The 22,868-nt window shown below is 58.2% G+C and carries 22 protein-coding genes and 2 tRNA genes; 13 read left to right on the top strand and 11 right to left on the bottom strand.

Annotated features, from left to right (window positions below; all coding sequences use genetic code 11):
* Positions 1-10: 10 nt before the first annotated feature.
* The 3 genes from ACXPUX_RS02320 (at position 11) to ACXPUX_RS02310 (ending at position 3,580) form a co-directional block, all read left to right on the top strand.
* On the top strand, positions 11-565 hold the full coding sequence (locus ACXPUX_RS02320; RefSeq protein ID WP_316545240.1) for a GtrA family protein: 555 nt from the start codon (positions 11-13) through the stop codon (positions 563-565).
* Positions 566-1,277: 712 nt separating this feature from the next.
* Entirely contained in the window at positions 1,278-2,849 is a 1,572-nt protein-coding gene (gene rny / locus ACXPUX_RS02315; RefSeq protein ID WP_458829724.1) for a ribonuclease Y, read from the top strand.
* An 89-nt stretch (positions 2,850-2,938) separates the two neighbouring features.
* Positions 2,939-3,580 carry a hypothetical protein gene (locus tag ACXPUX_RS02310; protein WP_458829722.1) on the top strand — a complete coding sequence of 214 codons (642 nt, stop codon included), beginning with the start codon at positions 2,939-2,941 and terminating at the stop codon, positions 3,578-3,580.
* Between the two features lie 71 nt (positions 3,581-3,651).
* On the opposite strand, the gene sstT is transcribed toward ACXPUX_RS02310, so the two are convergent.
* The 10 genes from sstT to ACXPUX_RS02260 all read right to left on the bottom strand — a co-directional run bounded on the left by sstT (position 3,652) and on the right by ACXPUX_RS02260 (position 12,611).
* Complete coding sequence (gene sstT, locus ACXPUX_RS02305; RefSeq protein ID WP_458831137.1) at positions 3,652-4,890, bottom strand: serine/threonine transporter SstT; 1,239 nt, start codon at positions 4,888-4,890, stop codon at positions 3,652-3,654.
* A gap of 329 nt (positions 4,891-5,219) precedes the next feature.
* Positions 5,220-5,726, bottom strand: a complete 507-nt coding sequence (locus ACXPUX_RS02300; RefSeq protein WP_458829720.1) for a GNAT family N-acetyltransferase — start codon at positions 5,724-5,726, stop codon at positions 5,220-5,222.
* 167 nt (positions 5,727-5,893) lie between these two features.
* Positions 5,894-6,292, bottom strand: a complete 399-nt coding sequence (locus ACXPUX_RS02295; protein WP_458829718.1) for a helix-turn-helix transcriptional regulator — start codon at positions 6,290-6,292, stop codon at positions 5,894-5,896.
* A gap of 795 nt (positions 6,293-7,087) precedes the next feature.
* Entirely contained in the window at positions 7,088-7,756 is a 669-nt protein-coding gene (gene phoU / locus ACXPUX_RS02290; protein WP_458829716.1) for a phosphate signaling complex protein PhoU, read from the bottom strand.
* A 19-nt stretch (positions 7,757-7,775) separates the two neighbouring features.
* Positions 7,776-8,543, bottom strand: coding sequence for a phosphate ABC transporter ATP-binding protein PstB (gene pstB, locus ACXPUX_RS02285; RefSeq protein WP_223473915.1), 768 nt, complete (start codon positions 8,541-8,543; stop codon positions 7,776-7,778).
* 17 nt (positions 8,544-8,560) lie between these two features.
* On the bottom strand, positions 8,561-9,418 hold the full coding sequence (gene pstA, locus ACXPUX_RS02280; RefSeq protein ID WP_458829714.1) for a phosphate ABC transporter permease PstA: 858 nt from the start codon (positions 9,416-9,418) through the stop codon (positions 8,561-8,563).
* The gene (gene pstC, locus ACXPUX_RS02275) at positions 9,411-10,325 is read right to left on the bottom strand and encodes a phosphate ABC transporter permease subunit PstC (RefSeq protein WP_458829712.1); all 915 of its coding nucleotides are present in this window, start codon (positions 10,323-10,325) and stop codon (positions 9,411-9,413) included. Before pstC ends, pstA begins: the two co-directional genes overlap by 8 nt.
* Before the next feature lie 83 nt (positions 10,326-10,408).
* Entirely contained in the window at positions 10,409-11,299 is an 891-nt protein-coding gene (locus ACXPUX_RS02270) for a phosphate ABC transporter substrate-binding protein (protein ID WP_458829710.1), read from the bottom strand.
* Between the two features lie 243 nt (positions 11,300-11,542).
* On the bottom strand, positions 11,543-12,034 hold the full coding sequence (locus ACXPUX_RS02265) for a twin-arginine translocation signal domain-containing protein (protein WP_458829708.1): 492 nt from the start codon (positions 12,032-12,034) through the stop codon (positions 11,543-11,545).
* A 37-nt stretch (positions 12,035-12,071) separates the two neighbouring features.
* Positions 12,072-12,611 (bottom strand): hypothetical protein, encoded by a 540-nt coding sequence (locus ACXPUX_RS02260; protein WP_458829706.1) that lies wholly within the window; start codon positions 12,609-12,611, stop codon positions 12,072-12,074.
* A 273-nt stretch (positions 12,612-12,884) separates the two neighbouring features.
* On the opposite strand from ACXPUX_RS02260, the gene ACXPUX_RS02255 reads away from it, so the two are divergent.
* The 10 genes from ACXPUX_RS02255 to ACXPUX_RS02210 all read left to right on the top strand — a co-directional run bounded on the left by ACXPUX_RS02255 (position 12,885) and on the right by ACXPUX_RS02210 (position 20,784).
* Positions 12,885-12,959 (top strand) — tRNA-Glu (locus ACXPUX_RS02255).
* 41 nt (positions 12,960-13,000) lie between these two features.
* Positions 13,001-13,077 (top strand) — tRNA-Asn (locus tag ACXPUX_RS02250).
* Positions 13,078-13,298: 221 nt separating this feature from the next.
* On the top strand, positions 13,299-14,360 hold the full coding sequence (trpS, locus tag ACXPUX_RS02245; protein WP_118658510.1) for a tryptophan--tRNA ligase: 1,062 nt from the start codon (positions 13,299-13,301) through the stop codon (positions 14,358-14,360).
* A 453-nt stretch (positions 14,361-14,813) separates the two neighbouring features.
* Positions 14,814-15,587, top strand: a complete 774-nt coding sequence (locus ACXPUX_RS02240; protein WP_458829704.1) for an SDR family NAD(P)-dependent oxidoreductase — start codon at positions 14,814-14,816, stop codon at positions 15,585-15,587.
* Positions 15,588-15,911: 324 nt separating this feature from the next.
* A complete protein-coding gene (locus ACXPUX_RS02235) occupies positions 15,912-16,721 on the top strand; it encodes a gluconate 5-dehydrogenase (protein WP_006735344.1) in 810 nt (269 codons plus the stop codon).
* 97 nt (positions 16,722-16,818) lie between these two features.
* Positions 16,819-17,163 (top strand): cupin domain-containing protein, encoded by a 345-nt coding sequence (locus tag ACXPUX_RS02230; protein ID WP_458829702.1) that lies wholly within the window; start codon positions 16,819-16,821, stop codon positions 17,161-17,163.
* A 43-nt stretch (positions 17,164-17,206) separates the two neighbouring features.
* Entirely contained in the window at positions 17,207-17,842 is a 636-nt protein-coding gene (locus ACXPUX_RS02225; protein ID WP_458829700.1) for an RpiB/LacA/LacB family sugar-phosphate isomerase, read from the top strand.
* A gap of 15 nt (positions 17,843-17,857) precedes the next feature.
* The gene (locus ACXPUX_RS02220) at positions 17,858-18,274 is read left to right on the top strand and encodes a DUF1622 domain-containing protein (RefSeq protein WP_458829698.1); all 417 of its coding nucleotides are present in this window, start codon (positions 17,858-17,860) and stop codon (positions 18,272-18,274) included.
* 235 nt (positions 18,275-18,509) lie between these two features.
* Entirely contained in the window at positions 18,510-20,249 is a 1,740-nt protein-coding gene (locus tag ACXPUX_RS02215) for an ammonium transporter (protein WP_458829696.1), read from the top strand.
* Between the two features lie 262 nt (positions 20,250-20,511).
* Complete coding sequence (locus tag ACXPUX_RS02210) at positions 20,512-20,784, top strand: type II toxin-antitoxin system RelB/DinJ family antitoxin (protein ID WP_458829694.1); 273 nt, start codon at positions 20,512-20,514, stop codon at positions 20,782-20,784.
* Positions 20,785-20,874: 90 nt separating this feature from the next.
* On the opposite strand, the gene thrS is transcribed toward ACXPUX_RS02210, so the two are convergent.
* Positions 20,875-22,659: a threonine--tRNA ligase gene (gene thrS, locus ACXPUX_RS02205; protein ID WP_458829692.1), complete on the bottom strand. Its 1,785-nt coding sequence runs from the start codon at positions 22,657-22,659 to the stop codon at positions 20,875-20,877.
* Between the last annotated feature and the right edge of the window lie 209 nt (positions 22,660-22,868).

Raw genomic sequence — 22,868 nt, 5'->3', positions numbered from 1 at the left:
GAAGCAGGCTATGAATTTCTGGAATAACTTCGCGGCAAAGCACCCCGCCGCTGCCAAGTGGGTGCGCGAGGGCGGCTTGTTCGTCATCGTGTCCAACCTCATCACCGTGTTCAAGTACCTGCTGCTGCAATTTCTGCCCAAGGCCTTTGCAAGCCTGCCGGTGGTGGATTTCGGCTGGCCGGGCATCGACATCACCCTGTTCGGCGAGACCTTCAAGTGGAACATTTTGGGCTACGATGCCGCCCACGGCGGTCTGCCCTACTTCTGCGCCTACATGATCGCCATGGTCATCGGCGAGTGCATCAACTTCCCCATCCAGCGCAATTTTGTGTTCCGCAGCAAGGGCAATCTGGCAAAACAGATCGGCTGGTATGTGCTGGCGTTCTGCGTCATCACCTGCATCGTCAACTCCATCAACTGCATCTGGGTAGCGGTGGCAGGGCTGCTGGTACCGGACTTCATCTACAACATCGGCACCACCGTGCTCAACGGCGGCATCTCCATGGTCATCTTCTTCTTTGTGAATAAGATCATCTTCCCGGAGGGCGAAAAAGCCGCCCAATAATAAGCTATTCTCCTTCATTTTCTTCTTTTCATGATAAGCCAGAAGGGCTGCTCCGTTCTCCGGGGCAGCCCTTTTGGTTTGGGGAGAGCTTTTGGCATGGTGGGAAGGTTCCTTATTGCGTCTGAAACTTTAGCGACAGAGCTAACGGCGTGCGCCCTCTCCGTCATCGCTGCGCGATGCCACCTCTCCCAAAGGGAGAGGCAAGAGCACTGCCGGAAACTTCATCATAGAACCAGACACTTTAGCAACGGGCTTTAAATCTTGGCTCTCCCTGAGAGGAAAGACTTCCCCCGCTCTGGGGGAAGATGTCACCGTAGGTGACAAAAGGGGGAATCTGGCGCGGGAGCGCCTGAGAGGGTTCGTTCTTATTTTTGTTTTTCTGCACAAAATGTTCTGCGGGCAGGGTTTTCCTCTTGACAAGCGGGCAAATGTTTCGTACTATATTTAGTAGTATGGAATCAAAGACGCTGTATGCAGGTTTCTGTGTCACCCTGTACCCGTTTCAGGCAAAGCGTGCCTGTTTGATATAAAATGGAACCGTAAAGAGAAAAGCCGTATGCTTTTGCCCGTGCCGCCGGTTTTGGGCGGTGCGTATGGTTTTGGTGTCACTTTTTGGATTGAAAGCTCTTTCTATATCATTGCCCGTGTCCTGCTGCGCAGCGTCTCCTGCTTTTAATTTTGCATTGAATTGAAACAAAGGAGAGTGAACGCAATGACCGCGATCGGAGTGATCGTGGCCTTGATCGTTGCTGTTGTCGGCGTGGCTGCGGGCTATTTTATTGGTTACAACAACCGTAAAAAGACTGCCGAAGCCCAGATCGGCAGCGCCGAAGCCGAGGCTACCCGGCTGGTGAACGAGGCGATCAAGACCGCCGACCAGAAGCGCAAGGAAGCGGTTCTGGAAGCAAAGGACGAGGCTTTCCGTCTGAAAGCCGAGGTCGATGCCCAGAAGGCAGAGGCCGACAAGGAAATCAAGCAGCGCCGTGCGGAGATCAGCCGTCAGGAGAACCGCATCGACCAGAAGGAAACGGCGCTGAACCGCAAGACCGAGGCTCTGGAAAAGAAGGAAGACGAGCTGAAAAAGCGCGCCGCCGAGGCCGAGGAGCGTCTGGCAGAGATCGATGCTCTGCGCGCCAAGGAGATGGAGCGTCTGGAAACGCTGGCTGGCCTGAGCCAGGAGGACGCCCGCGAGGTGCTGCTGCATAAGGTGGACGAGGAGCTGATCCACGAAAAGGCCGTGCGCGTTGCCGCCTACGAGACCGACCTGAAGGAAAACTGCGATAACATCGCCCGCAACCTCATCGGACAGGCCGTCAGCCGCTGCGCTGCCGACCATTGCAGCGAGACCACCGTCAGCGTGGTGCCGCTGCCCAGCGATGAGATGAAGGGCCGCATCATCGGCCGCGAGGGCCGCAACATCCGCGCACTGGAGACCGCTACCGGCGTGGATCTCATCATCGACGATACCCCGGAGGCCATTACCCTGTCCTCCTTTGACCAGACCCGCCGCGAGGTGGCCCGCATGACGCTGGAGCGCCTGATCGGCGATGGCCGTATCCACCCCGCCCGCATCGAGGAGACGGTGGAAAAGTGCCGCCACGATCTGGAACTGCAGATGAAGCGCGAGGGCGAGCGCGCGGTGATGGAGCTGGGCATCCACGGCCTGCACCCCGACCTGATCAAGCTGATCGGGCGGCTGAAGTACCGCACCAGCTTTGGCCAGAACGCCCTGGCCCACAGCATGGAAGTGGCCTGGGTGGCCGGTCTGCTGGCGGGCGAGATGGGCGTGAACATCACCATGGCACGCCGCGCCGGTCTGCTGCATGATATCGGCAAGGCACTGGATCACGAGATCGAGGGCAGCCACGTCCAGATCGGCGTGGACATCTGCCGCAAGTACAAGGAGAACACCCAGATCATCCACGCCATTGAGGCACACCACGGCGACGTGGAGCCCAAGACCCCGCTGGCCTTCATCATTCAGGCTGCCGACGCCATCAGCGCCGCCCGCCCGGGTGCCCGCCGCGAGAACGTGGAAAGCTACGTCAAGCGCCTTGAAAATCTGGAGGAGATCTCCTCCGGCTTCGAGGGCGTGGAGCAGGCCTTTGCCGTACAGGCAGGCCGCGAGGTACGCATTCTGGTCAAGCCCGACGTCATCAGCGACGATCAGGTCATCCTGCTGGCACGCGCTATCGCCAAAAAGATCGAGGATACGCTGGATTATCCCGGCCAGATCAAGGTCAACGTCATCCGCGAGAGCCGCGCTGTGGAGTACGCAAAATAAAGCCTTTTCCGCAGGCTGCCGTGTTTTTGCACGGCAGCCTGTTTTTTACGCCAAAACGATTGCATTTCCTGTTAAAAAGGGTATCATGGATGCAGAAGAAAGCAAAAAGCTGCGTCCGTGCGGACGCAGACCCGCAACGACCCCGGAACGGAAAGGAGCATCGTTTTATAAAAAACTGGAAGAAACTACTGGCCTGCCTGCTGGTCGGCCTGATGGCACTGACCATATTCACCGCCTGTGATGCCAGTGTGGGCGCACCGATGGGCCCTAAGCGCTCGAACGCCGAAAGCGCAAAGGCACTGTGCGAGAGCTTTAAAGGCGTGACCTACGATGAAGAGCTGAGCGAAAAGGCTTACTATATTGCCTACTGGGTCGCCAAATCCTCAGTGTCCTGCAAGGTCAATACGGAAAAAGCGGAGCTTTCCCGGAAGGACAATATCGGCAATGATGCAAAAGCGCTACTACAGATGGAGAATCCGCGTTATGCAGATGCATTTGATCTCATGGGAATCGGCAGCATCGGCGGCGGTATGAGCGACAACGACTTTACCCCGGGCTTTGTAATCGACTGTGATTTGGAGAGCAACGGCACATCGGTCATCACCTTTGTTCTGCCGAAGGACGGCACTTACCCCGAAGCTATGACCAAGGCCGCAAAGGGCAAGACCAAGCTGGGCGTTGCCTACGTGGTAAAGGACGGCGTAAGCTACGCTGTGGTGCTGTTTGGGTAAATTTCATTACAACAAACAAAGCAGCCGCCGCACCAAAAGTGCAGCGGCTGCTTTGCTTATGTTATAGGTTATCAGCCCTTCAGGAAAGCCGGCAGGGGCTTGCCTTCCTTGAGCCACTGGTGATACTCGGCGGTGGCGGCAAATTCCACGTCACCGGCAGAGTTCAGCGCAGTTTCCACCGAGTCCTGCACCACGCCGATGATGAAGCCCACACCCACCATCTGCATGGCGATGTCGTTGGAGATGCCGAACAGCGAGCAGGCCATGGGGATCAGCAGCAGAGAGCCGCCGGCCACGCCGGAAGCGCCGCAGGCACCCAGAGCGCTCATGGCGCTCAGCACGATGGCGGCGGGCAGGGACACCTGAATGCCCAGCGTATTGGCCGCTGCCAGCGTCATGATGGTGATGGTGATGGCGGCACCGTCCATGTTGATGGTAGCGCCCAGCGGGATGGACACAGAGTACATATCCTTGTCCAGACCCAGCTTTTCACACAGGGACATATTCACGGGGATGTTGGCGGCAGAGCTGCGGGTGAAGAAGGCGGTCAGACCGGACTCCTTCAGGCAGCGGAATACCAGCGGGTACGGGTTGCAGTGCAGGTAGATGAACATGATAAAAGGGGAAACGATCAGCGCCATGAACAGCATGGTGCCCACCAGCAGCGCCAGCAGCTTGCCGTACTGGGTAAAGATGGCCAGACCGTTGCCGGAAACGTTGGTGTACACCAGACCCATGATGCCGAAGGGTGCCAGATTGATGATCCAGCGCACGATCTGGGAGACGGCATCGGCGGTGTTTGCCAGAAAGACCTTGGTGCTCTCTGCACCGATCTTCTTCATGGCAATGCCGAACATACAGGCCCAGAACAGGATGCCGATGTAGTTGCCGCTCATCAGGGCGCTGACGGGGTTGGCCACAAAGTTGGTCAGCAGGGTGCTCAGCACCTCGCCCAAGCCCTGCGGGATCACGTCAGACTGTGCCGCATCGGCCAGCACCACCGTGACCGGGAACATAAAGCTGGTGATGGCCGCGATGGCTGCCGCCAGAAAGGTGGTGAGCATATACAGCCAGATCACGGTGCCGAAGCGGCGGTCCAGCTTGGACGAGCCCTGTGCCAGCGCGCTTGCCACAATGACGAACACCAGCACCGGGGCAATGCCCTTCAGCGCACCGACGAATAGGCTGCCCAGCTCGCCTACCCAACCCGCGCCCGGCACTACCAGTGCCAGCACCGAACCGACTGCCAGGCCGATCAGGATGCGCAGGATCAGGCTGGTCTGGTTGTATTTTGCTACAACCGCTTTCAAGGTTTTCATATTGTAACACTCCTCTTACACTGTACGCCTATTGCGTACATTTTCCTGTTTCTTGCACGAGAACAGTTGTCATTATATCATATACGACCCAAAAGAGGAAGTGCTTTCAGGCATTTTGACGCCTCAAATCACGTTTTTTGTAACCTTTTGCAAAATTGTCTCGAAAACTGTACTTGTATAAAATACAGTTTTGCGGTTTTGACGAGGAACAGAACCCTCTCAGTCATCGCTGCGCGATGCCAGATTCCCTCACCCATGAAAAAAGGTTCTGAAAAGCCCGCAGACTTTTCAGAACCACAAAATTAAAATTATTTTCCCGCTTACCCCAGCTGGCTCTGGGTCAGGGACATTCGCTGATAGGCAATGCGCGGGGTGCCGTCCTTTACATGGATGATGCCGCAGCGGGTAAAGCCCTCGCTTTCCAGCAGATGCTGCATCACCTTGTTGTCGGCGTGGGTGTCGGCGCGCAGGCTCTCGCAGTGCTCCAGACACCACTCCACTACCGCCTTGCCTACACCCTTGCTCTCCTCCGCCGAAGCCAGCCGGTGCAGGGTGCCGTAGGGCAACGTGTCGTTGAGCCACTGCCCATCCTCGATGACCTTGTAGGTGGGGTCCTCGCCAAGGATAAAGGCAAACACCGCCTGCATCCGGCCGTTGATCATGTATACGAACAGCCGGTTGGTGTCGATGTCCTCCTCCAGCAGCTCCGGGCTGGGGTAATTGTCGCCCCACTGGGTGGGGTTGCCGTTTTTCGCCATAAATTCCCGCGCACGGGAATAGATATCCAAAATCCGTGGCAGATCTGCTCTTACCGCTCCGCGAAACATATCCACTCATCCTCTCTTGCCCGCGCCCTGCTGCGCGGGGTGCATTTGTTTCAGTATAACACAATTTTCCATAAAGTACCAGATTTTTCTCCATTTTGCGGCAAAAACAGACCGCCGTGCGCGGGGCGGCAGCACGGCGGTCGGGGGCAGCAAATCAAAAAAAGGCTTCATGCGGTAGGGCGGCGAGGAGCGGCGCCGGTGCGCACCAGCCGGTACTCCCGGGGGCTCAGGCCGTAGCGCTCGTGGAACAGGCGGTAGAAGTAGCTGGTGTTCTCGTATCCCACCTGCGCAATGATCTGCTGGATGTTCAGATCGCTGCGGCGCAGCAGCCGCGCGGCAGTCTCCATGCGGTGCTTTTGCAGCAGCTCCTTGTAAGTGCGCCCGGTCTGGGCGCGCACGCACTCGCTGACATACGCCAGCGAAACACCATAAGCCCTTGCCACGTTGGAAAGGCTGGCCTCACGATAATTTTGGGTGATCTCCTGCAGCGCCGCCTGCACCAGTGCATCGCGGCTCACGGCCTCCATGCGGGCTTGCTGCGTGGAACATTCAAGCTTTGCCATCATTGTATCTGTCCTCCGTAACGGTGCGGCGGGCGGGGGACTGGGGGAAGCCGGACCACCCGCCGCACGATAACTGCGGAGCCCCTTCAGGGCTCTTATACCCTGAATACGAATCACCTGCCGCAAACATTGCAGAAAAGATAAAAATTTTTTAGTCAATTTTCGTTGTAGCGGGAAAGAGGACGATTTGGAATGCGCTCCGCGTTCGCTTTGCGCATCATCAGCGGAAAAATTATTTTAAATTTCGCGTTTGTCGCGCTCTGCGGAGCGCTCCAAACGCATTTTCACGGGAGGGGTCGTAAAGGCAAGCGGCATTTGCAGCGCCGCTTTCTTCGAAAGCGCGGCGCTGCGGGAAAGTTTTTTGCAAGCTTTCAACGGGCTGAACCCTCTCAGTCACGCCTGACGGCGTGCCAGCTCCCCCGAAAGGGGAGCTTTTGGCGATGACGGAAAAGTTTCTTGTTGCGTTTGATACTTTAGTGACAGGGATGACGGCGTGCGCCCTCTCAGTCATCGCTACGCGATGCCAGATTCCCCCTTTTGTCGCTGCGCGACATCTTCCCCCGGAGCGGGGGAAGTCTTTCCTCAAAGGGAGAGCCAAGAGCACGCCCGGAAGCTTCCTCATTGCACTTAAAACCTCAGCAACGAGCCTTAGACCTTGGCTCCCCCTTCGGGGGAGCTGGCGCGGGAGCGCCTGAGAGGGCGGATATTCTCCACAGAAAAAGGCTGCCCGCCAATTGGCAGACAGCCTTTTCCAGAAGAAAATAAGGAAAACACGCGCCCAAAGGGGCAGAGTGAGTATCAGAACATGCTTTCGTCCTTGTAGCGCCCGGTGCGCACGAACTGCACCCACTCGGCTACGTTCACGGCGTGGTCGCCGATGCGCTCCAGATACTTGATGACCATGAGCAGATCCAGCGCGGCGTCCACCTTGGCGGGGTCGGCGGCGATCTCCTGTGCCAGTGTGTGCTTGATGGCGTTGAAGTCGTAGTCCACGGCGTCGTCTGCGGCGATGACGCGGCGGGCAGCTACCTCGTCCTCGGCGGTCAGGGCGGCCATGGCGTCAAGGATCATCTGGTAGGCCTTGCGTCCCATGGCGATGGCCTGACTGACGGCGGGGTCGCCCTCCCTGCGCACGGTGACAAGATGCGGGATGATCTCGGCGATATCCGAGGCGTGGTCGCCCATGCGCTCGATATCGGTGACCACCTTCATGGCGGTGGAAATGTGGCGCAGGTCGCCCGCTACCGGCTGCTGGCGCAGCAGCAAGGCCATGCAGCGGTGCTCAATGTCCCGCTCCATGTTGTTGATGCGGTCATCCCCCTGCACGATCTTCTGGGCGGCTGCGGTGTCGGCGGTGCACAGCGCTTCCAGCGCGTTCTCCACCGCCTCGGCGGCGTTCTGCCCCATCTCCACCAAGGCGGTTTTAAGGGCCTCCAGATCGCTGTCGTATTGTTTGCGAATGCTCATTGCTTTGTTCCTCCCTGCATTAACCGAACCGGCCGGAGATGTAGTCCTCGGTGCGCTTGTCCCGGGGCGTGCTGAAGATCTGGTTCGTGGGGCCAACTTCCACCAGTTCACCCAGCAGGAAGAAGGCGGTGCGGTCGCTGATGCGGGCCGCCTGCTGCATATTGTGGGTAACGATGACCACGGTATAGTTCTTTTTCAGCTCGCTCATCAGCTCCTCCACCTTCATGGTAGAGCCGGGGTCCAGTGCGCTGGTGGGCTCGTCCATCAGCAGCACCTCGGGCTTGACCGCCAGCGCCCGGGCGATGCAAAGACGCTGCTGCTGACCGCCGGAAAGGCCAAGGGCGCTCTTTTTCAGGCGATCCTTCACCTCGTCCCACAGGGCGGCACCCCGCAGCGAGCTTTCCACCAGCTCGTCCAGCTCGGCCTTATTGCGCACGCCGTGCAGCTTGGGGCCGTAGGTAATGTTGTCGTAGATGCTCATGGGGAAGGGGTTTGCCTTCTGGAACACCATACCCACGCGGCGGCGCAGGTCGGTCAGCTCCATCTCGCGGGCAAAGATATCCTCGCCCTTCAGCCGTACATCGCCCTCGATGCGCACGCCCGGCACAAGGTCGTTCATGCGGTTCAGGGTCTTTAAAAAGGTGGACTTGCCGCAGCCGGAGGGGCCGATCAGTGCGGTGATCTCCCGCTCACCCACATCCAGCGAAATGCTCTTCAGCGCCTTGAAGTCGCCGTACCAGAGGTTCAGATCCTTTGCCGATATCACCGGCACATTCGTGTTTTCCATAGAGTACCTCTTTATTTTTACTGCTTCTGTTTCAGTTTCGTTTTTGCCAGCCGTGCTGCCAGATTGATCAGCAGCACCAGCACCAGCAGCACTGCGCCGATGCCCCATGCGGAGGCGAAATCGCCGTCCTCAAAGGCGCGCAGATACAGCAGCACAGACAGGGTGGCACCATTGGCGGTGTAGGCTTTGAACACGCTCTTGGCAATCACCTCTGCCGCACCGGCGGTGAACAGCAGCGCGGCGCTTTCGCCCACGATGCGTCCTACCGCCAGAATGCAGCCGGTGACGATGCCGTCGATGCTGCAAGGCAGCACGATGGTGCGGATGATGTGCCACTTGCCTGCACCCAAGCCCATGGCACCCTCGCGGTAGCCCTGCGGCACGGTTTTCAGGGATTCCTGCGTGGTGCGGATGATGGTGGGCAGGTTCATCACCACCAGTGTCAGGCTGCCGGACAGCAGACAGGTCTGGAAGCCCAGCGCCTGACTGAACACCAGCATACCTACCAAGCCGTAGAGGATGCTGGGAATACCCGCCAGCGTTTCGTTGGTGAACTCGATGACCTCGATAAGCCGCCGGTTGGAGGCGTATTCGGTCAGGTAGACCGCCGCGCCCACGCCCAGCGGCAATACGATGAGTAATGTCAGCAGGATGACATACAAGGTGTTGAGGATGGCGGGCAGGATGCCGTCCGTCTTTTTCAGTACACTGGCGGTGGTGGAAAGGAACTTCCAGCTGATATGGGGGATGCCCCGCACCAGCACCATGCCGATGATCCCGGCAACCAGCACCATCACCAGCACTGCGCTGGCCCAGACCAGCACGGTCATTACCCGGTTCCATGCCCGGCGGGAGGGCGAAAAGCCGTCATTCATCGCGGTTTCCTCCCTTCAGTACCACGTTCAGCACTACGTTGATGAGCATGATGAACACGAACAGCACCAGCGCGATGCTGAACAGTGCCTGCCGCTGCAAGCCGCCGGCGTAGCTCATCTCCTTGGCGATGGCGGTGGTCAGCAGGGTGACGCTGCGGAACAGGCTGTCCGGCATATTGGGGCTGTTGCCCGCCACCATCATCACAGCCATGGCCTCGCCAATGGCGCGGCCGATGCCCAGCACAACGCCTGCAGCAATGCCGCTTTTGGCCGCCGGGATGCTGATCTTGAACCATGTTTCGGTGTCGGTAGCACCCAGCGCCAGACTGCCCTGTTCATACTCCGGCGGCACGGCGTTGAGCGCCGTCACCGACACGGATACGATGCTGGGCAGGATCATGATGGAAAGCACCACGATGGCGCTGAGCAGGCAGGCACCGGAGGCCTTGCCGAAGGTCTTGGCCACGGCGGGCACCAGCACCTGCATACCCAAAAGGCCGAACACCACGCTGGGGATGCCGGACAGCAGCTCAATGGCGGTGACCACCACGGTGCGCAGCTTGGGGTCTGCGGCCTTGGAGAGGAACACTGCCGTCAACAGGCCGATGGGCACGCCGAGGATGGCAGCGCCCAGCGTGCCGTAGACACTGGACAGGATGAAGGGCAGGATGCCGAACAGCGGCTCTGCCGCGGTGGACGCCCATCTTGTGCCGAACAGGAACTTGAAAATGCCGATCTTATGGATGGCCGGCACGCCGGAGACCACCATGTACACCGAGATGAGCACCACACAGCACACCGCCAGCATTCCGCACAGGAAGAAGATGAAATTCATCACCGCTTCCAGCCAGTCGGCGGGGGTGCGGGGCAGCCGTACCCGGCGCAGAGAAGAGGTTGTATTTTTCATAACGCGATCCTATAAAAAGCCGCACCAGCCCAGCCTTTTAGGGCAGGCCGACGCGGCAGTTCTCTTGTTCAGATGCGGGGTGATTACTCGTTCACGGGCACAGCGCCTGCGGTGCGGATGAGGTCGGCAGCGCCCTTGCTGGTGGCAAAGTCTACAAAAGCCTGTGCCTGCTCAGACAGGGCAGCGCTCTTGTTGGTGACGAACACGAAGGGACGCTGAATTTTATAGCTGCCGTCCTTGACGGTGTCCTCGCTGCACTCCACACCCTCCACGGTGACCATGGCTACGGTGTCGCCCACAGCGGACAGGGAAGCGTAGCCGATGGCCAGCGGGTTTGCCTCCACGGCGCTGATGACAGCGCCGGTGGCGGTCAGCTCCTGTGCGTACTTGCAGCTGTCCTTCACGTCCACGATGCTCTCAAAGCCATCGCGGGTGCCGGAACCGGCCTCACGACCCACCAGAACGATCTCGCCGTCATCGCCGCCGACCTCCTTCCAGTTGGTGATCTCGCCGGTGAACATCTTCTTGAGCTGCTCCACAGTCAGGTCAGCGACCTTGCTGTCCTTGTTCACGATGATGGCAATACCGTCCAGCGCCACGATGGTGCCGTCCACATCGTTCTTCTCATCGTCCTTCAGGGCGCGGGAGGACAGACCGATGTCCAAGGTCTTATCGGTAGCGCCGGTGATACCTGCGCCGGAACCGGTGGGGTCGTAGCTGACGGTGACGCCCGGCTCGACCTCGGCAAAGCCCTCGGTCAGGGCCGCGATGACGTTCTTCATGGAAGTGGAACCGCCGGTAGCAACGTTGCCGCTCAGGGTACCGGCTGCCTGCCCGGCAGCGGAAGAAGCGGTGCTGGAAGCAGAAGCAGCGGTGGATGCAGAAGAAGCAGAGCCGCCGCAGGCAGTCAGAGCAGTAGCCGCAGCAGCTGCACCGCAAACGGTCAGGAACGAACGACGAGAGATCTTTTTCATGATAGAATTTCCTCCATTAAAAACCCGGGTGCCCGCCCGGCACTGTCTTTTTGTGTTTTCCTTGGGAACGGCCTTATTCTACCGCTTTGCCGCCCTTGCCGCGACCATGGACGTGCAAAAAGTGCGTAAAACTTTGTGCACAATGTCAGCTCCAATGTAAAGAACAGGTAATGCGGGCCAAAACAAAAAAGCCGCCGGGCACTCCTGTTTCCAAGAGTGCCCGGCGGCGGGGTGTATTGGGTTTTATTCTACGCGGCCCGTTACGTTTTTGCCGTTGTTCCCGTAGAGGAACACAGCGGTCTTGCCATTGTAGCGCACGCGCAGTTCGTAGGTGCCGGGACTGTTTTTTTCCGGGATGCGCTCCTTAGTTTCCAGATAGAACCTCTGCGAACCATTGTAGACAGCCGTCTGACCCGGCGCTGCGACCAGTTCATTCCGCTTGAAATACAATGTTTCCTCTGTATCTGCCTCGCGGAAGATGCAGGTGATATCCTCCGGTACGATCTTCACCGTTTCGCCGCTGTTGTTCTGGATGGTAAACTCTGTGCAATAGGTCAATGCAAAATTATCGCCGCCGCCCAGAAACGGTGTTGCACAGATAAAGGTGACATCACCGATCTTGGCTACACCGCTGGTCTTGTCGATCACGGTATCACCGCAGCCGGTCAAAGCCCCTGCGGCGGTCAGCACCAGTGCCCCGGCGCTGAGCTTGAGAAATGTTCTGCGGTCGATCATAGCGATGCACCTCCTGTATCGGGCAGTCTGCGTTCAATTACACAAGGGCGTTATCCTTTTTAAGGGGAAGTCCCTCGCTATAAAGAGCAGTATAGGTATCGGTAGCCTTTTTCGTGCCGATGCTGAACTTTACGACAGCTTCCTTATTGGCGATCGCGTCGTACAGTTTCTTCTGCTCATAGTTCATTTTAAAGTTGACCAAGCCCTCATTTGCCTTGTGCTTGCGGCTGAATGCGAGGACTTTGTCATTCTTCAGCAGACCACCACCCTGCATTTCAATGGGAGTTCCGTTAACGGTAAGCTCCATAATGCTTTCACCAGAAATGTTCCAGTCAGAATTCGTAAGGTTGGTGGTACGCACCAACACCATGATATCGGCATTCCATTTCGTCTGATCTTCGCTCAGCTTCGGCTTATTTTCTTGTACATCCCACTTTACGGCAGATGCAGTAAAACCACCCAGATCAGTGCCATCGACACCGCCACTGCAGCCGCCCAGCAGTCCGGTCATGGATGCCGCCACTGCCACCGCAGCAGAGGTCTTTAAAAACGCACGACGATCCATTTTCATAGCCATACTATAAGCCCTCCTCAAATGCTTTTTGCACCCTAAGAGTACCACATTTTACCACATTGTCAACTATCGGAACTTAGGCTTCACCATTTTATCGTTCCTTTATAATCTGTTATAACTGTGCGGCGGCGGGCGCAGTGTCTGCTGCCGTTCCGGGGCGGCGGCGGAAATTTTTGCTTTTTTTCAAATAAAATCGAAATTTGCTGTTGACAAAGGCCTTTTCCTGTGCTAAAATAACCAAGTCGGGTGCGAACACCTGATGCAAAATGGACGTATGGCCCGTTGGTCAAGCGGTTAAGACAGAGGCCTCTCACGCCTTTAACATCGGTTCGATTCCGGTACGGGTCACCATTTTATAGTAGTAAAACGGCTGCATGCCGTTTTATATAGATGCCTCTTTAGCTCAGTCGGTTAGAGCACCTGACTGTTAATCAGGGTGTCGCCTGTTCGAGTCAGGCAAGAGGCGCCAGCAAAGCGATGGAAAATTTCCATCGCTTTTTCTTTTTCCCGGCGGCCTTGTTGACAGCACCGCCCCGGGGGGCTATACTTAACACACTATAAAGTATAAAAGGAACCTCCTGCCGTGCGGCTTTACGGTGCAGTAAGGCCGAAAAGGCGCCCCCTTGGGGGAGCTGGCAATGCCGTAAGGCATTGACGGAGGGGGTCAAACCCTTGACAAAGGAGAACATCATGAAAAAAGTTATTCTGACCGGCGACCGTCCCACTGGTCGCCTGCACGTTGGCCACTATGTCGGCTCTCTGAAGGAGCGGGTGCGGCTGCAGAATACCGGCGAGTACGACGAGATCTTTATCATGATCGCCGATGCGCAGGCGCTGACCGACAACGCCGACAACCCGGAGAAGGTGCGCCAGAACATTCTGCAGGTGGCACTGGACTATCTGGCCTGCGGTCTGGACCCCAACAAGGTGCACATCTTCATCCAGTCCATGGTGCCCCAGCTGACCGAGCTGAGCTTCTACTACCAGAATCTGGTCACCGTCAGCCGTTTGCAGCGCAACCCCACCGTGAAGAGCGAGATCCAGATGCGCAACTTCGAAGCCAGCATCCCGGTGGGCTTCTTCTGCTACCCCATCAGTCAGGCAGCCGATATCACCGCCTTCAAGGCCACCACCGTGCCCGCCGGTGAGGACCAGAAGCCCATGATCGAGCAGTGCTGCGAGATCGTGCACAAGTTCAACTCCGTCTACGGCGAAACGCTGGTAGAGCCCCAGATCGTGCTGCCCCAGAACGCCGCCTGCCTGCGTCTGCCCGGCATTGACGGCAAGGCCAAGATGAGCAAGAGTCTTGGTAACTGCATCTACCTGTCCGAGGAGCCGGAGGAGATCGAGAAGAAGGTCAAGTCCATGTTTACCGACCCCAACCACCTGCGGGTGCAGGACCCCGGCAAGGTGGAGGGCAACCCGGTGTTCATCTATCTGGACGCTTTCTGCCGCCCGGAGCACTTTGCCGAGTTCTGGCCGGAGTACCAGAATCTGGACGAGGTCAAGGCACACTATCAGCGCGGCGGTCTTGGCGATATGAAGGTGAAGAAGTTCCTGAACAGCGTCATGCAGGCTGAGCTGGAGCCCATCCGCACCCGCCGCAAGGAGTGGGAGCAGCGCCTGCCCGAGGTGGTGGAGATCCTCAAAGAGGGCAGCGCCTACGCCGAAAAGACCGCTGCCGCCACGCTGGACGAGGTGCGCAAGGCCATGCGCATCGACTACTTTGACAACGATAACCTGCTGAAGTAAGATCTATGAGAGAGCCCGAAACGCCGCAGGCGTTTCGGGTTCTTTTTTATATGGGCAACGTCCTCGCCCTCTCCGTCTTTGCTTCGCAAATCCACCTCTCCCAAAGGGAGAGGCAAGAGCACTGCCGGAAACCTCCTCTTTGTACCTAATGCTTTAGCATCGAGGTTAACGGCTTGGCTCTCCCTTTGAGGAAAGACTTCCCCCGCTCCGGGGGAAGATGTCACCGTAGGTGACAAAAGGGGGAATCTGGCGCGGGAGCGCCTGAGAGGGCGAGAACGCTAACGTTTGTAAATGCAGTTTTCTGCCATGCGATAAACGAAAAGCGTTTCGGGCTCTCTTTTGCATCGTTTACGAAAATTGCATAGAAAGCACGGTCAAACTATGCTAAAATAAGGGCAACAAGTACAGAAAGCCCCGTTTTTGGGGGGGCGAGAAGAAAAAAGGAGAACCACCATGCAAAAGACCATCTGGATCACCGGAGCAAGCTCCGGCATCGGCCGGGAGTTCGCCCGCCGGTACGCCGCCATGGGCTGTCGGCTCATCCTGACCGCCCGCCGCGCCGACCGCTTGCAGGCGCTTGCCAAGGAGCTGCACGCAGCCCACGGCACCGACTGCCGCATCGAGGCTGCCGACCTCTCCCGCGCCGAGGAGTGCAGCCGCCTGTGCGAAGTACTGGCCGATGCGCACATCGACATCTTCATCAACAACGCCGGTTTCGGCGTCTGCGGCAGCATTCTGGAAACGGAGGAAGCCCGCGAGGAAGAGATGATCCAAGTGAACGTAGCCGCCATGGCGCGGCTGTTCCGCGCCGTGGTGCGCAAGATGGACGCGCAGGGCGGCGGCACCATCCTGAATGTGGCGTCCTCTGCGGGGCTTCTGCCCGGCGGACCCTATATGGCGGGCTACTACGCCAGCAAGGCCTATGTGGTCAGCATGACCCGCGGCGTGGCCGAGGAGCTGCGGGAGATGCACAGCCCGGTCTACGTCTGCGCCCTCTGCCCCGGCCCGGTGGACACCGAGTTCAACGACCACGCCGGGGTGGTGTTTGCCCTGCGGGGCATCACCCCCGAGCTGTGTGTGGAGGAGGCTCTGCTGGGCATGATGCACCGCAAGACCATCATTGTGCCCTCTGCCTTTATGCGGCTGTGCACCAGCGCCCAGCGCCTTGTGCCCATCCCGCTGCTGATGCCCATCGTGGCGCGCCAGCAGAAGAAAAAGCTGGGGTAAAAGACAAAAGCCGCCCAAACTTGTCAACAAGCCCAAAGATAGTCGGAATATCTTGTGCACCGTGACAAGGTGCGGCGGTTTGCACAAGCTGTTGCACTGAAAAACGACGGTTTTACGTGCTGTTTTTTGAAAGAAAAGCGAAAATCTAAAGAAAGTACAATAAAACTTCACAAGAATGTGCCTTGACACTTCCTGCAAAGGATGCTAGACTGGTATACAAGTAAGAGCGCACTCCGGCACGGCCGGATACGACGCGCTTTGCAAAGCAGCACGGAGCAGTTTTGCCCCGTGTAAAATATGGTTTTTTGACAGGAGGACTTTATTATGGCACAGTGCACGCCCAAATCCTTTGACCTGACCGGCAAGGTGGCGCTGATCACCGGCGCATCCTACGGCATAGGCATGGCAATTGCAAAGGCTATGGCAGCCAACGGCGCTACCATCGTGTTCAATGATATCAAGCAGGAGCTGGTGGACAAGGGTCTGGCTTCCTATGCAGAGGCCGGCATCAAGGCACACGGCTACGTCTGCGACGTCACCGATGAGGACGCCGTCAATGCTATGGTGGCAAAGATCACCGAGGAAGTCGGCCACATCAACATTCTGGTCAACAACGCCGGTATCATCAAGCGCATCCCCATGACCGAGATGAGCGCTGCCCAGTTCCGTCAGGTCATCGACGTGGATCTGAACGCTCCCTTCATCGTGGCAAAGGCCATCATCCCCGACATGATCGCACAGGGCGGCGGCAAGATCATCAACATCTGCTCCATGATGAGCGAGCTGGGCCGTGAGACCGTTTCTGCTTATGCAGCAGCAAAGGGCGGCCTGAAGATGCTGACCAAGAACATCGCTTCCGAGTACGGCGCCTACAACATCCAGTGCAACGGCATCGGACCCGGCTACATCGCTACCCCGCAGACCGCACCTCTGCGCGAGATCCAGCCCGACGGCAGCCGTCACCCCTTCGACCAGTTCATCGTTGCCAAGACCCCCGCAGGCCGCTGGGGCGAGGCCGAGGATCTGGGCGGACCCGCTGTGTTCCTGGCATCTGAGGCCTCTGACTTTGTCAACGGCCTGATCCTGTATGTGGACGGCGGCATTCTGGCCTACATCGGCAAGCAGCCCCAGTAAGCGCTGAGGGCACTCCGCAGTTCTTGACCCGGGGACTGCCGCACAGCGTTGTGTGGCAGTCCCCTTTTGTTTGTACGGGAAAGGATGTTATGCTATAATGGAAAAAGCACATCAGGATATCCCTTGGGTGCCCCATGCCGAAATTGCCCCGGAACCCTGCGGCTCCGGGGTGCAGCGCCGCGTGCTGGCGTACAGCAAGGACGCCATGTGCGTGGAAAACACCTTTGAGACCGGCGGCGTGGGTGCCATGCACTGCCACCCCCACACCCAGATCACCTATATCGTCTCCGGGCGGTACCGCTTTACCATCGGGGACGAGACCCGGGAGGTGGGCCCCGGCGACACCCTGCTCAAGCAGAACGGCGTGATGCACGGCTGCGTCTGTCTGGAGGGCGGCGTGATGCTGGATTTCTTTACCCCCATGCGGGAGGACTTTGTATAATACCTGCGTACCGCAGGGAAAAATAAGAAGGAGAACCATTGTTATGAAGATCGCACTTATCAACGAGAACAGTCAGGCCGCCAAGAACGGCATCATTGAAGCCGCCCTGAAAAAGGTGGTGGAGCCCATGGGTCATGAGGTGGTCAACTACGGCATGTACGCCGCCGACGATGCTGCACAGCTGACCTATGTGCAGTGCGGCATTCTGGCCGCTATCCTGCTGAACAGCGGCGCTGCGGACTACGTTATTACCGGCTGCGGCACCGGCGAGGGCGCCATGCTGGCACTGAACAGCTTCCCCGGCGTCATCTGCGGCCATGTGGAGGACCCTGTGGACGCCTACACCTTTGCCCACGTCAACGACGGCAACGCCGTTGCCATGCCCTTTGCCAAGGGCTTCGGCTGGGGCGGCGAGCTGAACCTTGAGTACTGCTTCGAGAAGCTGTTCGGCTTTGGCCACGGTCAGGGCTACCCCAAGGAGCGCGTTGTGCCCGAGCAGCGCAACAAGAAGATTCTGGACGGCGTGCGCGCCGCCACCTTCAAGCCCCTCATCGAGTGCCTGAAGAGCATCGATCAGGATCTGCTGAAGGGCGCTGTGGCCGGTGCAAAGTTCTCTGAGCTGTTCTTCGCCTCCTGCAAGGACGAGGAGCTGGCCGCTTACGTCAAGACCCTGCTGTAAGCTGCGGAGGAGATCATGCAAGGACTGACCCTGTTCAACCTGAACCTCACACACCTGCTGGATGCCTTTCTGGAAACTGCAGTGCCCATGATCGCCGGTCTTGCCGAGGTGGTGGGTCTGTTCATCATCATCACCAGTCTGGCCAAGGCCACCTTCTACTATGTCCGCGCCACCTTCTTCAACGACCACCGGGACTTCCACCATGAAATGAGCAGCGGCCTGACCACCGCGCTGGAATTTCTGATGTCGGCAGAGATTGCCAAGACCTTCCTGCTGCAAAATCTGGATTCCGTGGTGCCGCTGGCGGCTACCTTTGCGCTGCGCGCCTTGATGAGTATGCTGCTGCACTGGGAGATGGAAGGCGGCCACCGCCCGGCCAACGCCAAGGAAAAGAATAAGTCCGGCTCCCCGAAGGACGGCGAAAACGGCTGACAGGCAAAACATTTGCCAAACTTTAGCAGGGCAAAGTTTCGCCGTATTGTGAAAAACGTAAAACCTTGAGATGAATACTTGACAGGTTTGCACAAAGAGACTATACTCGTGCCATCGAAAGCAAAGGCGCTGACGGAAGCAATTCCGCCAGCGCCTTTTGTGTTTTCGGGGATACTGACGCACGGAGAGAATAGAGGGCTCCCTGTGCAAAAAACGACCGTAGGAGGTAGGAAAAATGTTCAACTCCGTCAACACCTGTTGGACGCTCGTGGGAGCGTTCCTAGTGTACTTCATGCAGGCCGGATTCGCCCTATGCGAAGCCGGCTTCACCCGGGCAAAGAATACCGGCAACATCCTGATGAAAAACATGATGGATTTCTGCATCGGCACGCCCTGCTACTGGCTCATCGGCTTCGGCCTGATGTTCGGCGGCACCGGCGCACTGATCGGCGGTTTCGATCCCTTCATTCAGGGCGATTACAGCCACTTGGGTCTGGACATCCCCCTGTGGGTGTACATCGTGTTCCAGACCGTGTTCTGCGCTACGGCAGCCACCATCGTCTCCGGCTCCATGGCCGAGCGCACCAATTTCAAGGCCTACTGCGTGTACTCCGCCGCCATCTCGCTGGTGGTGTACCCCATCTGCGGCCACTGGATGTGGGGCGGCGGCTGGCTGCAGAGCATGGGCTTCCACGATTTTGCAGGCTCCGCAGCCGTGCATAATGTGGGCGGCGTCATCGCTCTGCTGGGCGCTTGGATGCTGGGCCCCCGTATTGGCAAGTACGATAAGGACGGCAACCCTCACGCCATCCCCGGCCACAACCTGACCGCCGGTGCTCTGGGCGTGTTCATCCTGTGGTTCTGCTGGTTCGGCTTCAACGGCGGCTCTTCCCTGAGCCTGTCCACCGATGCCACCATGACCCTGACCGGTCTGGTCTGCTTCAACACCAACCTTGCCGCAGCCGTTGCTACCTGCGTGACCATGATCTTCACTTGGCTGCGCTACGGCAAGCCGGACGTCTCCATGACCCTGAACGGTTCTCTGGCTGGCCTTGTGGCTATTACCGCAGGCTGCGATACCGTCTCCCCCTTCGGCGCTTTCTTCATCGGCTTTGTGGCCGGTATCCTTGTGGTGCTGAGCGTGGAATTCTTCGATAAGATCGCCAAGGTGGATGACCCCGTAGGTGCTGTTTCCGTCCACTTTGCAAACGGCGTCTGGGGCACCATTGCGGTGGGTCTGTTCTCCACCGGCTCCAACACCGCCCACGCCGGTCTGTTCTACGGCGGCGGTCTGGCACAGCTGGGCACCCAGCTGCTGGGTCTGGTCTGCGTGGATGCCTACGTTGTGATCGTGATGTTCATCGTCTTTAAGATCATTGATAAGACCCTTGGCCTGCGTGTGCCCGCCGAGGTAGAGATCGACGGTCTGGACATCCACGAGCACGGTCTGACTTCCGCTTATGCAGGCTTTGCCATCTCGGATGCCAACTCCGCTGCTATGACCCCCAACGAGAACACCGATCTGGGTGAGGACGATGTTACCAAGGCTTCGGCAACGCAGGTGGATGCCGCCGTGCCGGTGGTGCGTGAGCCCGTGATCCACGATGGCGTCTACGACACCGGGATGCACAAGGTGTCCATCATTGCAAAGCTGGCTAAGTTCGATCAGCTCAAGACTGCCTTGAATGATCTGGGCGTCACCGGCATGACCGTGACGCAGGTCATGGGCTGCGGCATCCAGAAGGGCACCCCTGAAAAGTACCGCGGCGTGCCGGTGGATACTACCCTGCTGCCCAAGATCAAGGTGGAAGTCATCGTCTCCCGCATCAGCGTGGACGCTGTGGTGGAAGCCGCCAAGAAGGCGCTGTACACCGGCCATATCGGCGATGGCAAGATCTTTGTCTACAACGTGACCCGCGTGGTCAAGATCCGCACCGGCGAGGAGGACTACGCCGCTCTGCAGGACGTGGAGTAACGCTCCACAAGCTTTTCCGCTGTTCCCGCTGCGGCGGCAGCCCGGCTGCTCCGACACAGTCCCCGCCGCCCGGCGTGACAGATAGATCGTTCTCCTTTTTCCTTTTCCTTTTTTTGTTCGAGTCAACAGTAAGTCGAAAGCCCCGCTCCTGCGCACAAGGGAGTGGGGCTTTTGCTGTGCCGCGAATTTGTAAATTTTATGTGCAGCGTATTGCAATCTTCGTGCAATGCACATATAATAAAGGCGAAAGGAGCTGATCTGTATGGCAACTACCAATGTCAGTATTCGGATGGATTCCGACCTGAAGGCGCAGGCCGATGCCCTGTTTGCAGAACTGGGCATGAACCTTTCCACCGCGTTCAACATCTTTGTGCGGCAGTCCTTGCGGGAGGGCGGTATTCCCTTCGAGATCCGCACCGAGCGCCCGAACAAGGAGACCGTGGCCGCTATGCTGGAAGCAGAGCATGTCGCGGCAGACCCGAAGGCAAAGAAGTATCGGGATCTGGATGAGCTGTTTGCGGATCTGGAAAAATGAGAGAAACAAAGCTGACCATCATCCCCACCCGTGAAAAAAAGTACCCCGGAAACGCCGACAGGCGTTTCCGGGGTACTTATCATTTATACCTTACAGGCTGCGGGTGCGGATCTCGGTGGTGACCTTGGCGATGAAGTCCTCAAGGCTCATCTCGGTGGTCTCGCCCTTACGGTCGCGCACGGAGATATTGCCGGCCTCGGCTTCCTTGGCGCCCAGCACCAGCATATAGGGCACGCGGTCTACCTGCTGTGCGGCACGGATCTTGTAGCCGATCTTCTGGTTGTCGTCATCCAGCACAACGCGGACACCGGCATCGGCCAGCTTCTCGGTCACATCCTGTGCGTACTCCAGCGTCTTTTCGGAAACGGGCAGCACCTTGACCTGCGTGGGAGCCAGCCAGGTGGGGAACTTGCCCTTGGTCTCCTCGATCATATAGGCCATGAAGCGGTCCAGAGAGCCCAGAATTGCGCGGTGCAGCACCACGGGGGTCTTTTCGGAGCCGTCCTTGTCCACATAGGTCAGGTGGAACTTTGCGGGCAGGCAGAAGTCCAGCTGGCAGGTGGACAGGGTGTACTCGGCACCCACGGCGGGCTTCACGTTCACGTCCAGCTTCGGGCCGTAGAAGGCAGCCTCGCCGATCTCCTCGGTGAAGTGGATGCCCAGCTCGGTCAGCACCTCGCGCAGAGCGCTTTCGGCGTGGTTCCACATGGCATCGTCATCGTGGTACTTCTTCTTGTCGGCGGGGTCACGCAGGCTCAGCACGCAGCGGTAATCGGTGATGTTGAAGTCCTTGTACACCTCAAAGATCAGGTTGCACACGTCTGCCACTTCGCTCTTGATCTGCTCCGGGGTGCAGAACAGGTGGGCGTCGTTCTGGCAGAAGTGACGGCCGCGCTCGATGCCCTTCAGGGTGCCGGAGGACTCGTAGCGGAAGTCGTGGGCGATTTCGCCGATGCGCATGGGCAGGTCACGGTAGGAGTGGGGACGGTTTGCGTAGATCATCATGTGATGGGGGCAGTTCATCGGGCGCAGCACATAGCTTTCGCCCTCCATCTCCATGGCGGGGAACATGTTCTCACGGTAGTGATCCCAGTGACCGGAGGTCTTGTACAGGTTCACAGTGCCCACGCAGGGGGTCATGACGTGCAGATAGCCGCGCTTGCGCTCCTTCTCCTTGATATAGTTCTCCAGCTCCTGCCAGACGGTGTAGCCTGCGGGCAGGAACATGGGCAGGCCGCGGCCCACCAGATCATCGGTCATAAACAGGCCCATCTCCTTGCCGATCTTGCGGTGATCGCGCTCGCGGGCCTCCTGCTGCTCCTTCTCCCATGCGTCCAGCTCCTCCTGATTGCGGAAGGCCACGCCGTTGATACGGGTCAGCATCTTGTTTTCCTTGTCGTTCTTCCAGTATGCGCCGGACTGCTGAGTGATCTTGAAGGCCTTCAGTGCCTTGGTGTAGGTCAGGTGAGGTCCGATGCACATATCCACGTACTCGCCCTGCTGGAAGAAGCTGAACTCGGTCTCGTTGGCAAGGTCTGCCATGTGCTCCACCTTGTAGTGCTCCTGACGCTCCTCCATCAGCTTTTCAGCCTCGGCGCGGGGCAGGATGAAGGGCTTGATGGGCAGGTTCTCCTTGACGATCTTGCGCATCTCTTTTTCGATGTTGGCCAGATCCTCGTCGCTCAGCTTCTGGTCACCCAGATCGACATCGTAGTAGAAGCCATTCTCGGTGGCAGGGCCGAAGGCAAAATCAGCCTGCGGATACAGGCGCTTGATGGCCTGTGCCATAACGTGAGCAGCGGTGTGACGGATAACGTGCAGCTCCTGATCCTGCGGGCACTCGTCCACATGACCGTCCTTGTAGATGATCTTCATAGTAGGTTCTCCTTTGACAATGTGGTTTGAACAAAAATAAAAAGCGCTTCACCCCGTAAAACTCACGGGATGAAGCGCCGATCAAATGTCTGCGTTCCACGGTTCCACCCGAATTGCGCGTTCCCCGGCGGGGAAACGCGCCCCTCGCAGTGCTGTAACGGGCACGCCCGGCAGAGGTTCGCCTCTGCACTCTGCGGTGGTAGAAGCCG

It is taken from the genome of Faecalibacterium sp. PGM34 (assembly GCF_054456555.1).
This window is presented reverse-complemented; position numbering and strand designations above follow the sequence as displayed.

Coding starts and splice junctions, on each gene's coding strand:
- ACXPUX_RS02300 (WP_458829720.1), bottom strand. CDS start 5,726: ATGTTTCGCGGAGCGGTAAGAGCAGATCTGCCACGGATTTTGGATATC.
- ACXPUX_RS02215 (WP_458829696.1), top strand. CDS start 18,510: ATGTTCAACTCCGTCAACACCTGTTGGACGCTCGTGGGAGCGTTCCTA.
- phoU (WP_458829716.1), bottom strand. CDS start 7,756: ATGAGCATTCGCAAACAATACGACAGCGATCTGGAGGCCCTTAAAACC.
- ACXPUX_RS02310 (WP_458829722.1), top strand. CDS start 2,939: ATGCAGAAGAAAGCAAAAAGCTGCGTCCGTGCGGACGCAGACCCGCAA.
- ACXPUX_RS02270 (WP_458829710.1), bottom strand. CDS start 11,299: ATGAAAAAGATCTCTCGTCGTTCGTTCCTGACCGTTTGCGGTGCAGCT.
- ACXPUX_RS02235 (WP_006735344.1), top strand. CDS start 15,912: ATGGCACAGTGCACGCCCAAATCCTTTGACCTGACCGGCAAGGTGGCG.
- ACXPUX_RS02210 (WP_458829694.1), top strand. CDS start 20,512: ATGGCAACTACCAATGTCAGTATTCGGATGGATTCCGACCTGAAGGCG.
- ACXPUX_RS02295 (WP_458829718.1), bottom strand. CDS start 6,292: ATGATGGCAAAGCTTGAATGTTCCACGCAGCAAGCCCGCATGGAGGCC.
- trpS (WP_118658510.1), top strand. CDS start 13,299: ATGAAAAAAGTTATTCTGACCGGCGACCGTCCCACTGGTCGCCTGCAC.
- ACXPUX_RS02265 (WP_458829708.1), bottom strand. CDS start 12,034: ATGATCGACCGCAGAACATTTCTCAAGCTCAGCGCCGGGGCACTGGTG.
- ACXPUX_RS02320 (WP_316545240.1), top strand. CDS start 11: ATGAATTTCTGGAATAACTTCGCGGCAAAGCACCCCGCCGCTGCCAAG.
- pstA (WP_458829714.1), bottom strand. CDS start 9,418: ATGAATGACGGCTTTTCGCCCTCCCGCCGGGCATGGAACCGGGTAATG.
- ACXPUX_RS02225 (WP_458829700.1), top strand. CDS start 17,207: ATGAAGATCGCACTTATCAACGAGAACAGTCAGGCCGCCAAGAACGGC.
- ACXPUX_RS02260 (WP_458829706.1), bottom strand. CDS start 12,611: ATGGCTATGAAAATGGATCGTCGTGCGTTTTTAAAGACCTCTGCTGCG.
- rny (WP_458829724.1), top strand. CDS start 1,278: ATGACCGCGATCGGAGTGATCGTGGCCTTGATCGTTGCTGTTGTCGGC.
- thrS (WP_458829692.1), bottom strand. CDS start 22,659: ATGAAGATCATCTACAAGGACGGTCATGTGGACGAGTGCCCGCAGGAT.
- pstB (WP_223473915.1), bottom strand. CDS start 8,543: ATGGAAAACACGAATGTGCCGGTGATATCGGCAAAGGATCTGAACCTC.
- ACXPUX_RS02240 (WP_458829704.1), top strand. CDS start 14,814: ATGCAAAAGACCATCTGGATCACCGGAGCAAGCTCCGGCATCGGCCGG.
- ACXPUX_RS02230 (WP_458829702.1), top strand. CDS start 16,819: ATGGAAAAAGCACATCAGGATATCCCTTGGGTGCCCCATGCCGAAATT.
- pstC (WP_458829712.1), bottom strand. CDS start 10,325: ATGAAAAATACAACCTCTTCTCTGCGCCGGGTACGGCTGCCCCGCACC.
- ACXPUX_RS02220 (WP_458829698.1), top strand. CDS start 17,858: ATGCAAGGACTGACCCTGTTCAACCTGAACCTCACACACCTGCTGGAT.